The sequence below is a fragment of the Sphingomonas sp. CV7422 genome (assembly GCF_027945725.1).
Classification (GTDB): Bacteria; Pseudomonadota; Alphaproteobacteria; order Sphingomonadales; family Sphingomonadaceae; genus Sphingomonas; species Sphingomonas kyungheensis.
Map to the genome: position 1 here is coordinate 506,171 of NZ_CP115900.1, position 15,003 is coordinate 521,173.

Below are 15,003 nucleotides of genomic sequence, written 5' to 3' on the forward strand. Positions count from 1 at the left end.
GAGCGAGATGAACGACTTACAGCATTCCCACTTCAACGAGGACGGTGTCGAGGTGCTGCGCCGCGCCTTCGATCCGGAGGGCACGCTCGACGCCGAGCTGCGCGAGATCTGGCCGTTGATCCGCGCCGGCGTCGCCGACGACGTCACGCGCTTCTGGGCGCCGTTCGGCGGCGCGACGACGCCCTATCGGATCGGTGCGGAGCAACTGGCGACGCTGATCGCGCGCGACATCCGCTATACCGAGCGCAAGTTCACCGAGGGGCTCACCCCGGCGCTGATCGCCAAGATGATCCGGCGCGGGCGGGCGAGCAGCCAGGATCGCGCCACCGAGATCGCCTTCACCGCCGGGCTGCTGCGCAGCTATCACGCGCGGCACCACCGGCTGTGCCGGGCGCTGGCCGGTGATCCGATGCGGCTGGCGCGCCTGACCCATGCGCTCTACAGCCTGTACGCGCTGGAAAACTCCGTCCTGCTCAACGGCGCGGCGCTGGCCCGCGCCGATCGCGAGGTGGGTGACGGGATCGAGCATCGCGCCAAGCTCGAGGCGATCGACCGGTCGCAATGCTGGCTGGAGATGACGCCGGACGGGCTGATCACCGCCGCCAACGCCAATCTGCTCACCGTGATGGGCTATCCGCTCGCCGAGATCGTCGGGCGGCATCATTCGCTGTTCTGCTTCGACGAGGATCGCGACTCCGCCGCTTATGCCGCCTTCTGGGAGGCGTTGCGTTCGGGCAATTTCGCCCAGGAGGAATTCCGTCGCCGCACGCGCGACGGCCGCGCGGTCTATCTTCAGGCGACCTATAGTCCGATCCGCGGCGCCGACGGGCGGATCGTCAAGATCATCAAGGCGGCGACCGACGTCACCGCGATGCGCGTCGCGGAACGCAGCGAGGCGGAGCGCGCGCAGCGCTTTCGCGTCGAGGCGGAGGCGCGTCGGGCCGCGCATGAAAGCACGCTCGCCGAGCTGTCGACGATCGTCGACGACATCAATGCGGTGACCAAGCAGACCTCAATGCTCGCGCTCAACGCGGCGATCGAGGCGGCGCGGGCCGGTAATCACGGCAATACGTTCGCGGTCGTCGCCAATGAGGTCAAATCGCTGTCCGGCCGGATCAAGGAGGCGACCGTCCATGCCGCGCAGGTGCTCAATTCCGGGCAACGATCGGTGATCGGCTGACTATCGATTGACAGCCGCGCGGCGATGCGGAACCCATCGGCGACAGGCCGCGACGGGCGCGCCGTGACGAGGGGATACAGATGCGCGGATGGGGGCTGATCGCAGCCGTGGCGGCGATGCTGACGACGGGCGCGACGCCGCCACCCGCGCCGGCGCGCGCGCCGCAGATCGCGCTGACCTTCGACGATCTGCCCGCGCACGGACCGCTGCCGGTCGGCGGCGACCGGCTCGTCATCGCGCAGCGGATCATCGCCGCACTCGCCGCGCAGCACGCCCCGGCGACCGGCTTCGTCAACGGCGGCTTCGGCGCGGGCGATGCGCAGGCGGGCAAGGTGATCGCGGCGTGGCGCCGGGCGGGGCTGCCGATCGGCAATCATACCTTCGGCCACGTCAATCTCGATCAGGTCGGCGCCCCCGCCTTCCTCGCCGACGCCGACCGCAACGAGGCCGGGATCAGGGCGGCGGCGGGGACGGGCGACTGGCATTGGTTCCGCTATCCCTTCCTCGCCGAGGGGCAGGCGGCGGCGACCCGCGATGCGGTGCGCAGCGGACTCAAGGCGCGCGGCTATCGCATCGCCGCGGTGACGATGAGCTTCGGCGATTATGCGTGGAACGATGCTTTCGCGCGCTGCACCGCCAAGCAGGACGCAGGCGCGGTGCAGGCGCTCGAGGCGAGCTATCTCGCTGCGGCGCGGGCGCAGGCGCAACGCTCGCGCGATCTCGCCAAGGCGGCGCTGGGGCATGACATCCCCTACGTCCTGCTGCTCCACCTCGGCGCGTTCGATGCGCGGATGGCACCGCGGCTGCTCGCGCTCTATCGCAGCATGGGGTTCGGCTTCACCACGCTCGCCGCGGCGGAGGCGGACCCCTTCTACGCCGCGGCGGTCGATCCGGCGAAGCCGGGACCGACCGCGACGCTGGAGGCGGCGGCGCGCGCCGCGGGCAAGCCGGTGCCCGCCGACGCACCGCTGCCGCCCGCGACGCTGTGCACCTGATCAGCGGGGCGGGTGCCAGCCGGCGGGGAGGGTACGCGCGGCGAGCGTCACCTGCACCGTCTGCGCCGGCGCGTCCGACGACCCGCCGAGCATCACCTGATAGCGACCGGCGGCGATCCGCCACTGGCGTGCGCCTTCGTCGAAGGTCGCGAACAGCCGCGGGTCGAGCGGCACGCTGAGCGTCGTCGCGGCGGCGGGGGCGAGCATCGCGATGGCGAAGCCGCCGAGCCGCTTCGGCGCTTCCCATCCCGCGCCGGCGACATAGACCTGCGCCACCGCCTTGCCGGCCCGCGCACCGGTGTTGCGGACCCTGAATCGTGCCGTCACGCCGGCGTCGTCGTTCGCCACGCTGAGCCCGTCATAGGCGAAGCTCGTGTAGGACAGGCCGTGGCCGAAGGCATAGGCGGGCGTCTGACGCTGGCGATCGAACCATTTGTAGCCGATCGCCGCGCCTTCCGAATAGGTGACGTCGCCGGCCTTGGGCTCGCCGGGCCGGGGCAGCTGGTCGAGCCGGTCGGGGAAGGTGATCGGCAGATGGCCCGAGGGATTGGTCCGCCCGAACAGGACGTCGGCGATCGCCGCGCCGCCCGCGGTGCCGGGATACCAAGCGGCGAGCAAGGCGCCGATTTGGTCACGCCACGGGGTGAGCACCGCGCCGCCGCTTTCGAGCACGACGACGGTCTTGGGATTGGCGGCGGCGACGCTGCGGATCAGCGCGTCCTGATTGTCCGGCAGGGTGAGCGACACGTCCATGCCTTCGCCCGCCCATTGCGTCGCGAAGACGATCGCGACATCGGCGCCGCGCGCCTGCTCCGCCGCGGCCTTGGCGTCGGTACCGTCGACGAAGGTGACGCGCGCGCCCGGCGCCTGCCGCCGGATCGCCTCCAGCGGGGACGACGGATAATACATCACCGGCCCCGGCCAGGCGGTCGGCGCGATCCCCGGGACCGCATTGCCGCCCTTGGGATAGACGAGCGACGAGCCGCCGCCGGCGAGCACGCCCTTGTCGGCATGGCCGCCGATGACGACGATCGATCGCGTCGCCGGCGACAGCGGCAGGAGCGCCTGCTCATTGCGCAGCAGCACCATCGTCTGCGCCGCGGTGTCGGCGGTGACGCGGGCATGCGCGGCGAGCATCGCATCGGGCAGGTCGAGCGGCGCGGCGGTGATCGGATGATCGAACAGGCCGTGGTCGAACATCGCGTAGAGGATATGCCCGACCATCCGGTCGAGCTGGCCTTCGTCGACCGAGCCGTCGGCGAGCGCCGCTTGCAGCTTCGCGCCGTAATACGGCGCATCGTCGAACGGATAGCCCGATTCCTGGTCGAGCCCCGCATCGACCGCCGGCTTGGTCGAATGCGTCGCGCCCCAGTCGGACATGACATAGCCCGGCCATTGCCAGTCGCGGCGCAGCACCTCGCCGAGCAGCCACGGATTCTCGCAGGCGAAGGGGCCGTTGACTCGGTTATAGGCGCACATCACCGATCCCGGATTGGCGCGCTCGATCGCGAACTGGAAGGCGAGCAGGTCGGACATCCGCGCCGCGGCGCGGTCGATCACCGCATTGCCGGCGTTGCGGTCGGTCTCCTGATCGTTGACCGCATAATGTTTGATCGTCGAGACGATATGGTTGGACTGGATGCCGGCGATCTGGCCGGCGACGATCGATCCGGCGAGCAGCGGGTCCTCGCCGCCATATTCGAAGTTGCGGCCGTTGCGCGGCTCGCGGGTCAGGTTGACGCCGCCGGCGAGCAGCACGTTGAAGCCCGAGGCGCGCGCCTCCGCGCCGATCATCGCGCCGCCGGTGCGGGCGAGCGCGATGTCCCAGCTCGCCGCGATCGCGAGGTTGGAGGGCAGAGCGGTGCGTTCGCGCTTGCGCGGCGCGGCGCCCTGGCTGGCGACGCCGATCCCCGCATCGCTCTGCCATTGCGGCGGAATGCCGAGCCGCGGGATGCCGGGGACGTAGCCCGCCGAGCCGAGCCGCGCCTCGGCCGGCGCCTTGAACTGCTTGGGCGGGAAGTCGGTGGCGAAATAGCCGAAGACGAGCCGGAGTTTCTCGGCGCGCGTCATCTGCGGCAGCAGCAGCGCGACGCGTCGCGCCGGCGCAAGCGCGGCATCGCCCCACGGCTGCGCGGCGGGGGCCGCCGGGGCGGCGAGCGCAGGGGCGGTCAGCGTCGCCATCACGGCGAACGCGGTGCGGGTCATGGTCATCGCGGCATCCTCTCCAAGCCCGGTGACCATGCGGATATGACGGCCGGCGTCTACTGAAAAATCGCGTCTTTCTGTCGATGTCAGAGGTAGCGCAGCCACCGGGCGGGATGCGCGCGCTTGTAGGCGGCAAAGGCGCGGGCGGCGAACCAGCACGGCAGCGCGACCGACGCGGCGACCAGCCAGATGCCGGCGACCGATCCGACGCTGACCGCCCCGGCGCTCCCCGTCAGCACGGCGGCGAGGCGATTGGCGCCATGCAGCAGATAGAGGTGGAGGATATAGACGAACAGCGGCACCGATCCGAAGCCGACCAGCACGCTGGCGACCCGCCGGGGCAGATGCTCGAACGCGGCGAGCAGTCCCGCGCCGAGGCCGAGCGTGAGCAACAGGAAATCGGCCGAGGGCGGATATTTGGTCACGTTGAGGATGCCGATCATCGTGGTGAGCGCATCCGGCTGGATCTGCCACGCCGTCGGGTCGCCGTAGCGATTGACGAGCCGCAAGAGCAGAAAGGCGGCTAGTGCCGCGCCGCTGATGCCGACGAGCAGGCGGCGACGGTCGCGCGGCGGCGTATCGCGCGCGAAGACGGGGCCGAGGGCATAGCCGAGCGCGATCACGCCGATCCACGGCAGCACCGGATACGAGGTGCGCGCCTGCCCGCCCCAGGGCAGGTCGATCATCCCGCGATCGTGCAGGATCGCCCACAGGCCATGCCCCGGCGCGCCCGGGGGAAAGCTGATCGGGTCGAGCAGATTGTGCCCGAGCGTGAGAGCGAGGCCGATGGCGAGCAGTGCGGCGCGCGGCAGATGGACGAGCGCGGCCAGCGCGAGCATCGCCAGGCCGATCGCCCAGATCACCTGCAGATAGACGAGCGACGGGGTCGGATCGAACGTCCAGGCGAAGTTGATCACCGTCCATTCGAGCGCGATCAGGAACAGGCCGCGCTTGGCGAGGAAGCCGGCGGCCGCGCGCGCGCCGCCGCGCGGCGCGGCGTAGAGCCAGGCGGCGACCCCGGTCAGCGCGACGAAGATCGGCGCGCACAGATGTGCGGCGAGCCGGGTGACGGCGAGCGCCGGCGGTACGGTGCGAAGATCGATCGGATCGCCGACCGGCACCTGCGCGAAGAAGAATTCGCGGCTGTGGTCGACCAGCATTAGCAGGATGACGAGGCCGCGCAGGGCATCGATCGAGGCGATGCGGGGAAGGCGCGCGGCGGTGGCGGCAAATGGCGTCATCCGCGCGGTATGATATTATGTCACACGCAATGCAAGGCGGTCAGCCGGCGAACGTCTCGCGCATCCACGCCACCGCGGCGTCGTAATCGAGGAAGGTGCGGCAATTGGGGGCGCTGAGATAGCGTTCGGTCTGCAATTTGGCGAGGCTGGAGCCGACCACCGCGGCGATCGGCGCGCTGGTGAGCTTGAGCGCCTTGGGCATCATCGCGGCGAGCGCGTCGATCACCTGCGTCGGCTGGATCGCCGCCTGCCGCAGGTCGGCGAGCGTGCAGAAGCTGCCGTGGCGCAGCCGGAGCGCCGCGCCGCGCGCGAGCAGGTCGGCACTGAACATCGTCGTCACGGGCAGCGACCAGAAGCCGTTGGTGACGATATGCAGCGTGCGCGTCGGCGCATCGAAGGCGATGGTATAATGATCGCTGAGAGACATGACGGTCCTTTGCCGGTCGGCGTCAGGCGAGGGCGCGCAGCGCGGGGAGCAGGACGTGCCGTTCGCGCCGCAGCCGTTCGTCGAGGCGCGCCAGAAACCGCGCCGACGCCTCGCGATAGCCCTGCCAGTCGTCGCGAATCGCGGCGACCGACCAGCGCGCGATATGCGCGCTCATCGCCGATCGCAGGTGCGAGAGATCGCGATCGAGTTCGTCACGCAGCGCGGCGAGCGCGGGCGTTGCGGCGATCAGCCGCGGCAGGACGCTGGTCTGGATATAGCGCGAGCGGGTCAGGCTGGCGGCGATCAGCCCGTGGCGCGCGCGGCAGAGCGCGTCGATGTCCGGCACCGGCGCGGTGCACGCCTGCCGCAGCGTCGCCAGGCGCGCGCCGGTGGTGGTGAAATGGTCTTCGAGGGTATCGATCATCGGTCTGGACGCGCTGTTAGGAAAGGCACGCCCTAGCAAGCGATTGTCTAACAAAGGTTAAGTTCATCGTGGACGCGTCGGCGAAGCGGCGTGCCGGGTCGCTTGCCATTGATCCGGCCGCGCACCGGTGCGAGAGAGGCGGTCTATCCGGAGATGGGACATTCGATGCGTCTTTTTGCCGCCACTGCCACGTTGATGCTGCTGTCGAGCAGCGCGCTCGCGCAAACCGCGCCGGCTGCCGCCACCGCCAGGGCGACGCTGCCCGCGAGCAACCCGTTCGCCCAGCCGAGCAGCCTGCCGCTCCAGGCGCCGCCGTTCGACCGGATCAAGAGCAGCGACTATGCCCCGGCGCTGCTCGCCGGCATGGCGGCGCAGCGGGCCGAGATCACTGCGATCACCCGGGCGCGCAGCGCGCCGACATTCGAGAATACGATCGCCGCGCTGGAACGCTCGGGCCGGCTGCTCGAGCGCGCCAGCATGGCCTTCTACGGCGTCGTCGGCGCAAACACCGACGATACGTTGCAGAAGACGCAGGCCGACCTCGCCCCCGCCTTCGCCGCGCATCAGGATGCGATCAACCTCGACCCCGCCTTGTTCGCGCGGGTCAAGACGCTGTACGACGCGCGCAGCACGCTGGGCCTCGAGCCCGAGCAATTGCAGGTGCTGACGCTGACCTATCAGAACATGGTCCGCGCCGGCGCGTTGCTGTCGCCCGCCGACAAGATCACGCTGAGCAAATACAACGCCGACCTGTCGACGCTGGAGACCGCCTTCCAGCAGAAGCTGCTCGCCGCGGCCAAGGCCGGCGCGCTGGTGATCGACGACAAGGCGAAGCTCGCCGGCCTGTCCGATGCCGAGATCGCCGCCGCCGCCGATGCCGCCAAGGCGCGCGGTATGGCGGGCAAATACGTTCTGACGCTGCAGAACACGACGCAGCAGCCCGAACTGGCGACGCTCAAGGATCGCGCGACGCGGGAAGCCTTGTTCAACGCGAGCTGGACGCGCGCGGTGAAGGGCGACGCCAACGATACGCGCGACACGATCGCGCAGATCGCGCTGCTGCGCGCGCAGAAGGCGAAGCTGCTCGGCTTCGCGACCTGGGCCGACTACGTGCTCCAGGATCAGATGGCCAAGACGCCCAAGACCGCGCTCGGCTTCATGCAGCAGCTCGGCACGCCGGTGGCGGCGGAGCAGCGCCGCGAGGCGGCCGAACTCCAGGCGCAGATCAAGGCGACCGGCGGCACTTTCCAACTCAAGCCGTGGGACTGGGACTTCTATTCGGAACAGGTGCGCAAGAGCCGCTACGACCTCAACCAGGACGAGCTGAAGCCCTATTTCGAGATCAACAAGGTGCTGACCGACGGCGTCTTCTACGCCGCCAACCAGCTCTATGGCCTGACCTTCAAGCGGCGCACCGACCTGCCGGTCTATCAGCCCGACGTGATGGTCTATGAAGTCGACGAGGCGGACGGCACGCTCGTCGGGCTGATGTACTTCGACTATTGGAAACGCGACAACAAGAACGGCGGCGCGTGGATGTCGAACTTCGTCAACCAGTCGAAGCTGCTCGGCACCAAGCCGGTGATCTACAACGTCGCCAATTTCACCAAGCCCGCCGCCGGCCAGCCCGCGCTGATCAGCTTCGACGACGTGACGACGATGTTCCACGAATTCGGCCATGCGCTGCACGGCCTGTTCGCCAACCAGACCTATCCGAGCGTGTCGGGCACCAATACGGCGCGCGACTTCGTCGAATTCCCGTCGCAGTTCAACGAACATTGGGCCTTGGACGCCAAGGTGCTGCCGCATTATGCGGTCAATTACCGCACCGGCGCGGTGATTCCGCAGGCCCTGGTCGACAAGATCAAGCGCGCCGGCACGTTCAACTCGGGCTATTCCTTCGGCGAGGCGCTCGCCGCCGCCGAGATGGACATGAGCTGGCATTCGCTCACCGCCGCGCAGGGCAAGCAGAATGCCGATGCGTTCGAGACGCAGGCGCTCGCCGCCACCGGGCTCGACGTCGCCGACGTGCCGCCGCGTTACCGGTCGAGCTATTTCCTGCACATCTGGGGCAACGGCTATTCGGCCGGCTATTATGCCTACAGCTGGACCAAGATGCTGAGCGCGAACGCGTTCAACTGGTTCGAACAGCATGGCGGCATGACCCGCGCCAACGGCCAGCGCTTCCGCGACATGATCCTGTCGAAGGGCCATACCGAGGATTACGCGCCGATGTTCCGCGCCTTCAACGGTGCCGATCCGCAGGTCGCGCCGCTGCTCAGCGACCTCGGCCTCAACGCCGACGGATCGCGCATCGCCCCCGCGGGCGGGGCGATGCCGGTCAGCGACGGCCCGGTGACGACCGCGCCGACGGCGAAGACCGGCAAGACGGGGAAATAGGCCTCAGGCCGCGATGCCCTCGTCGACGTCGGCGTCCTCGTCGGCGTCGGCGCCGTCTTCGAGCCGCGCCTCGTCTTCGGCGAGCGCGTCGGCATCATCGACGGTGATGCCGAAGCGCGCGGCGACGTCGGGGGCGTAGCGCAGCAGGTCGGGGCGCAGCCGCAGCAGGCTGAGGTCCTTCGACTTGCCCTCCATCATCACGTCGAACACCAATCCTTCGGCCATGCGCATGAAGGTGGCGAACTCGAACGGGTTGGTGAAATCGGCATGGCCGGTCCAGATCGGCGGGCGCAGCACCGTCTTGATCCGCGCGGTCGCCTTGACCGGCGCCTTGAGCAATTCGCCCTTCTTCGCCGTGGCGCGGCCGGTCTTGGCTGCGGCGCGCTGCTTGGGCGTGATCTTCTGCTTGATCTCGCGCAGCTCGGTTCGCGGGCTGGAGAAATGGATCTTCGGCCGCACGCCGGCGGGCCAGGTCGCGAGGAAGCGCTCCAGCGTCTCGCGCATGTCGAGCCGTTCGGGGTTAAGGCACCAGAAATGCTGATAGTCGAAGATCAGCCGCACGCCGGTGCGCTCGTGGATCCACAAGACGTCGGCGGCGGAGAAGCGGATGTCGTCATTCTCCAGCACCAGCCGGCGGCGGACATGCTCGGGGCATTGCTCCCAGCCGGCGATCCAGCGTTCGCGGCTGGCGTCATGATCGTCGTAGACGCCGCCGACATGGGTGATCATCACCGCCTCGTCGTCAAGCTCCATCCGGTCGAGCATCTCGGCCTGGCTCGACAGGTCCCAGATGCTCTTGGCGGTGAGATCGGGATTGGGCGCGTTGAGCAGGACATATTGCGACGGGTGGAAGGACAGGCGGATGTCATAGGCGCGCGCCTTGGCCCCGAAGGCGCGCAATTCCGCGTCGCTGTCGGCGACCATGGTGTGGAATTGCGGCATGTCGGGATGCGTCGCATAGGGCGCGATGTCCGACGACAAGCGGTACATGTCGAGCCGTTCCGACTTGAGATAGTCGAGCACGTCGTCGAGCAGTTCGAGCGAGCATTTGAGATGCGGGTTCTTCTGCCAGCGCCGCGTGTCCTGCGACTTGAGGCCGGGCCGCCCCATCACCTTGACCGGGAAGCCGAGGCGGAGCGGGCGTTCGGGGTCGGTCATGCGTCTACCTGTGCCTGGGGCAGGCCGAGGCCCGCGATGAACGTGTTCCACGCCGCGATCGGCAGCGCGCCGCCGGTCGCCTGCGCATGGCCGTTGCCGTAGCGGCCGTCCGCCTCGGGCGGGCGGTGTTCGGCGAGGAAGGCGATGAGATCGCGGCCGGTGGCGGAGCGCGCCGCGAAATGCACCCAGCCGGGCCGGTAGCCGCGGTTGGCGGCGATGACGATCTTGTCCTTGAGCCGCCCGCGCCATTGCTGCGCGATCAGCGGATGGATCTGGCAGGCGGTGTCGAGCCGGAGCAGCGCGACATCGCCGGCGACGAGCGGCGCGCTGCGCTTGGCGACGTCCATCGCCGCGCGCACCTCGGCCTTGGCGGCGTGCAGCGCGCGCGTGTCGTCGTCGTCGCCCTTGGTGATCGTCTTGGGGCCGTCGCCGCGCAGCAGCAGGCGCAGCGCCGGACCGGCATCGGCGGCGGCGGTGCGTCGCGGCGCGTTGATCAGCGCGGTGGCATCGCGCAGCGCGGTCTTGCCCCAGCGTGCCTGCGCCTCGGCCAGTTCGGGAAAGCCGGCGTCGTCCGCCATGTCGCCGATCAGCCCGATCGCGGCGAGCCAGAGCAGATCACCCTGGTCGCCGAGCGCGCCCGCCGCCCACCAGGCGAGCAGCGCGCTGGTCGGTTCGGGATCGAGGCCGTTGCCGCTGATCGTGACCGCATCCTGCGGCGTGCCGGTCGGGCGGTGATGATCGATGACCAAGGTCGGCGTGCCGGCGAGGACGGGGTCGGGACGCGTGCCGAGATCGGCGACGATCAGCAGCGCCGGGGCGAGCGCGGCGAGCCGCGCGGCGACCGCCTCGTCCCACGGGCTTTCGGTCTTGCCGATCGCCAGCGGTTCGACGGTCCGGCCGGCCCGGCGCAGCGCGCGGACGAGGATCGCGACCGCGGTCAGGCCGTCCGCATCGAAATGGCCGAGCACGACGACCGGACCGTCGCCCCCGGCGCGATCGAGCGCCTTCGCCATCGCCGCCCGCGCCGCGGCGCGTGGGTCATCTGTTTGGAAAAGCTCGCCGATCATTGCTCGGGTAACGAAGCGGGGCGATGTCGGGTCCGCCGCGCCTCACCTATGTTGCCCGCCCCCGGCGAGGGCCATCTCTTATCGCAAATCACTGTAAGACCGATTGCATCATGATCGGCATGACAGCATGGTCCGGTACGGCATACCAATCGGGCGTCCGCAGGCCGTTTCGGCGTGATGCGACGATCAAGGGAGAGGATCGATGATCGACACCGCAGTCTCGCGGCGGACGTTACTGGCGGGAAGCGCGCTCGGCGCGCTCGCCGCGCTGCCCGTGCCAGCGGTCGCGCGGGTCCTCGCCGGCCGGACGGGGTCGCAGCCGGCCTTTCCGCTGATCGTCGCGGGCGCGCCGGCGACGGTGTTCGTCGATGCCGGCGCGGACAGCGCGGTGCGGCGCGTCGCGGCGAGCTTCGCCGAGGATCTCGGGCGGGTCGGCGGCACGCGCGCGCGGGTGGTCGATACGCCGGCGGCGCTGACCGGCACGGTGGTGATGATCGGCGTGCTCGGCGCGAGCCCGGCGATCGACGCGCTGGTCGCGGCGGGCCGGCTCGACGTCGCCGACCTGCGCGGCAGCTGGGAGGCCTATCGCCGCGTCGTCGTCGATCATCCGATGCCCGGCGTCGCGCGCGCGCTGGTCATCGTCGGCGCCGACCGGCGCGGGGCGGTGTTCGGCACCTATGATCTGTCGGAGACGATCGGCGTATCGCCCTGGTATTGGTTCGCCGATGTCGCGGTGACGCGGCAGCGCAACGTGACGGTGCCGGCCGATCCGGTCGCCGACCGCCCCCGCGTCCGCTACCGCGGCTTCTTCATCAACGACGAGGATCCCTGCCTGTCGGGCTGGGCGAAGAAGCATTTCGGCGGGGTCAATGCGGCGATGTACGCGCATGTCTTCGAGCTGCTGCTGCGCATGAAGGGCAATTACCTGTGGCCCGCGATGTGGGGCAAGGCGTTCGCCGACGACGATCCGAACAGCATGGTGCTGGCGGATGCGATGGGCGTGGTGATGGGCAATTCGCATCACGAACCGATGCTGCGCGCGCAGGCGGAATGGCATCGCCACCACGACGAGGACCCGACGCGCGGCGGCGCCTGGGACTATAGCCGCAACCGCGACAATCTGCGCCGCTTCTGGCGCGGCGGTATCGAGCGGATGATGTCCAAGCCGGGCGGGCGCTATGAGTCGGTGGTCACCGTCGGCATGCGCGGCGACGGCGACGAGGCGATGGCGGAGGGCACCGCGACCGACCTGCTCGAGCGGATCGTCACCGATCAGCGCGCGATCATCGCCGACGTCACGCACCGTCCCGCCGCCGAGACGCCGCAGGTCTGGGCGCTCTACAAGGAGGTGCAGGATTATTACGACCACGGCATGAAGGTGCCCGACGACGTCACCTTGCTGTTCGCGGACGACAATTGGGGCGATATCCGGCGCCTGCCCGATCCGGCGGCGGCGGCGCGGCCGGGCGGCTACGGCATCTATTATCATTTCGATTACGTCGGCGTGCCGCGCAACTACAAATGGCTCAACACCAACCAGATCGAGAAGGTCTGGCAGCAGATGGACCTCGCCTATGCGCGCGGTGCGCGGGCGATGTGGATCGTCAACGTCGGCGACATCAAGCCGATGGAATATCCGCTGGGCTTCTTCCTCCAACAGGCGTGGAACCCGGAGGCGATGACGCCGGCGACGCTCGCCGCCTATCCGCGCGACTGGGCGGCGGCGACGTTCGGGCCGGCCCAGGCGCCGGCGATCGGCGAGATCGTCACCCTCTACAGCCGCTATGCCTCGCGCCGGAAGCCCGAGCTGATCGACGAGACCAGCTTCCCGCTCGGCGGCGTGACCGCGGACGGGCTCGACGGCGGCGTGTTCGGCGCGATGATCGCCGCCTGGGACGCGCTCGAAGCGAAGATGACCGCGGTGCGCGCGACGCTGCGGCCCGACCAGCTCGACGGCTGGTTCCAGCTGATCGAGTTTCCGATCCTCGCGGTGGCGAACCTCTATCGCATGTATTACGCCACCGCCTGGAACCGGCTGCTCGCGCGCAGCAACGACGCGCGCGCCAATTACTTCGCCGACGCGGTCGAGGCGGCCTATCGCCGCGACGGCGAGCTCACCCGCCAATATCACACGATCCACCACGGCAAGTGGGACGGGATGATGGCGCAGGTGCACATGAACTACGTCATCTGGAACGACCCGACGCAGCAGACCATGCCCTCGATCGTCCGGGTCGGCGGCGATACGCCGCGCGATCGTCAGCAGCCGCGGCCGCGCTTCGTCGCAAAGCCCGCGCCGGCGCGGGATCTGGTGGTGATCGCCGCGACCGACTTCGCCCGCACCGAGGATCGCGATGGGCTGCGCTGGACCAAGGTGGCGAACCTCGGCCATGGCGCCGGCACCGGCGCGATGGTCGCGCTGCCGCAGGGGCGGCCGTCGAGCGCGGCGGGCGAGGGCGCCTGGCTCGACTATGACGTCACGCTGCCGCGCGCCGGTGCGACGACGCTGACGCTCTACCTCGCGCCGACGCTCGACACGCTCAACCGGGGCGGGGTGCGGATCGGCGTGTCGGTCGACGGCGGCGCGATGCGGCCGGTACAGGCGGCGTTGCAGGCGACCGGCGGATCGGCGGACAAGCCCGATCAGGCGCGCTGGGCGACGGCGGTCTGCGACAACACTGTCCGCCTCGCGCTCGATCTCGGCGCGCTTGCCGCGGGGCGGCACCGGCTGCGCCTGTCGCGGATCGACGACAATGTCGTGGTCGAGACTTTGGTGCTGAGCCAGGGCGCGGCGGCACCGGCCTATCTGGGCGCGTGAGTGATGCTGCTATAATCTAGCGGTCGTCCTCATGGCGGGAGATGCGATGTGTCACGGATCGGGTTGCTGGCGTCTGCTCTCGTCGCGCTCGGCCTTGCCGGCGCGGCTGTGGCACAGTCCGGCAGGCCTGCACCGTCGCCCGCCAGGATCGCCGTCCCCAAGGTCGAGCGGGCCGGCGTGTGGCAGCCGACGCCGGGCGGAACGCAGGTGCCGCTGTGGCCGGCGGGCGTCGCTTTGGCCAAGCCGGACAGCGGCGATCATCCCGAGGCGACCGGCAACGGGTCGCCGCTGGTCGGCGGGCGGATGTGGCATTGGGCGAGCTATGTCACCCGGCCGACGATGACGCTCTACAGGCCGAAGGGGCGGAATACCGGCGCGGCGATGATGGTCCTGCCGGGCGGCGGCTTTTACGCGGTCGCGACCGACCTCGAGGGCACCGAGATCTGCGACTGGGTGGTGCGGCAGGGCATGACCTGCGCGATGGTCAAATACCGGACGCCGCAGGTCTGGGAACGGGCGGCGGGACAGCCGCAGCAGCGGCCCAAGGTGCTGCTCGGGCTGGAGGATGCGCAGCGCGCGATGGGCCTGCTGCGGCAGCGCGCCGCCACCTACGGCATCGATCCGCACCGGATCGGCGTGATCGGCTTTTCCGCGGGCGCCTATCTGGTCGCCGACATGAGCAACACGGTCGAGCGCAGCTATCCGCTGACCGATGCCGCCGACCGCCAGTCGCCGCGGCCGGACTTCGCGATCCTCGCCTACGGGGCGCGGATGCTCGACGCCGGCAAGGGCCGCAACAGCCTCGACCTCAAGCCCTGGGTGAGGATCAGCCCGACGGCGCCGCCGACGCTGATCCTCCACGCGATGAACGATCCGACCGACAATGTCCGCCAGGGCATGGCCTATGCGCTGGCGCTCACCGACGCCGGCGTGCCGGTCGACATGCGCCTGTATGCCAGGGGCGGCCACGCCTTCGGCCTGCGCCCCACCGCCGACCCGATCACCCGCGAATGGCCGGGGCAGGTGCGGCAGTGGTTGGAGGATCTGGGGGTGCTCGACGATCGCTGATCCACGCGGCCCACCCGGCG

At 69.7% G+C, this 15,003-nt stretch carries 11 protein-coding genes; 5 read left to right on the forward strand and 6 right to left on the reverse strand.

All coding sequences use genetic code 11. The annotated features are described in order from the left end of the window. Positions 1-7 precede the first annotated feature (7 nt). Entirely contained in the window at positions 8-1,180 is a 1,173-nt protein-coding gene (locus PBN85_RS02470; RefSeq protein WP_271300042.1) for a methyl-accepting chemotaxis protein, read from the forward strand. 80 nt (positions 1,181-1,260) lie between these two features. Further along, positions 1,261-2,175: a polysaccharide deacetylase family protein gene (locus PBN85_RS02475; RefSeq protein WP_271300043.1), complete on the forward strand. Its 915-nt coding sequence runs from the start codon at positions 1,261-1,263 to the stop codon at positions 2,173-2,175. Here the strand turns inward: PBN85_RS02475 and PBN85_RS02480 are convergent, their stop codons facing one another. From PBN85_RS02480 to PBN85_RS02495, 4 genes are all read right to left on the reverse strand, one after another. After that, complete coding sequence (locus PBN85_RS02480; protein WP_271300044.1) at positions 2,176-4,386, reverse strand: beta-glucosidase; 2,211 nt, start codon at positions 4,384-4,386, stop codon at positions 2,176-2,178. 80 nt (positions 4,387-4,466) lie between these two features. After that, positions 4,467-5,621: a DUF1624 domain-containing protein gene (locus PBN85_RS02485; RefSeq protein WP_271300045.1), complete on the reverse strand. Its 1,155-nt coding sequence runs from the start codon at positions 5,619-5,621 to the stop codon at positions 4,467-4,469. Positions 5,622-5,661: 40 nt separating this feature from the next. Next, positions 5,662-6,048 carry a hypothetical protein gene (locus tag PBN85_RS02490; protein ID WP_037534035.1) on the reverse strand — a complete coding sequence of 129 codons (387 nt, stop codon included), beginning with the start codon at positions 6,046-6,048 and terminating at the stop codon, positions 5,662-5,664. A gap of 22 nt (positions 6,049-6,070) precedes the next feature. Then, positions 6,071-6,472, reverse strand: a complete 402-nt coding sequence (locus PBN85_RS02495; RefSeq protein ID WP_037534037.1) for a hypothetical protein — start codon at positions 6,470-6,472, stop codon at positions 6,071-6,073. A gap of 165 nt (positions 6,473-6,637) precedes the next feature. On the opposite strand from PBN85_RS02495, the gene PBN85_RS02500 reads away from it, so the two are divergent. Continuing rightward, positions 6,638-8,872 carry a M3 family metallopeptidase gene (locus PBN85_RS02500; protein WP_271300046.1) on the forward strand — a complete coding sequence of 745 codons (2,235 nt, stop codon included), beginning with the start codon at positions 6,638-6,640 and terminating at the stop codon, positions 8,870-8,872. A gap of 3 nt (positions 8,873-8,875) precedes the next feature. On the opposite strand, the gene uvsE is transcribed toward PBN85_RS02500, so the two are convergent. Next, on the reverse strand, positions 8,876-10,030 hold the full coding sequence (gene uvsE / locus PBN85_RS02505; protein WP_037534039.1) for a UV DNA damage repair endonuclease UvsE: 1,155 nt from the start codon (positions 10,028-10,030) through the stop codon (positions 8,876-8,878). Further along, positions 10,027-11,097 carry a DHH family phosphoesterase gene (locus PBN85_RS02510; RefSeq protein ID WP_271300047.1) on the reverse strand — a complete coding sequence of 357 codons (1,071 nt, stop codon included), beginning with the start codon at positions 11,095-11,097 and terminating at the stop codon, positions 10,027-10,029. The genes uvsE and PBN85_RS02510 overlap by 4 nt, the downstream gene beginning before the upstream one ends. 202 nt (positions 11,098-11,299) lie before the next feature. Here PBN85_RS02510 and PBN85_RS02515 point away from each other — a divergent pair, with 202 nt between their 5' ends. Both PBN85_RS02515 and PBN85_RS02520 read left to right on the forward strand, forming a co-directional pair. Further along, positions 11,300-13,915 (forward strand): glycosyl hydrolase 115 family protein, encoded by a 2,616-nt coding sequence (locus PBN85_RS02515; RefSeq protein ID WP_271300048.1) that lies wholly within the window; start codon positions 11,300-11,302, stop codon positions 13,913-13,915. A gap of 63 nt (positions 13,916-13,978) precedes the next feature. Continuing rightward, entirely contained in the window at positions 13,979-14,983 is a 1,005-nt protein-coding gene (locus PBN85_RS02520) for an alpha/beta hydrolase (RefSeq protein ID WP_271300049.1), read from the forward strand. Positions 14,984-15,003: the final 20 nt, after the last annotated feature.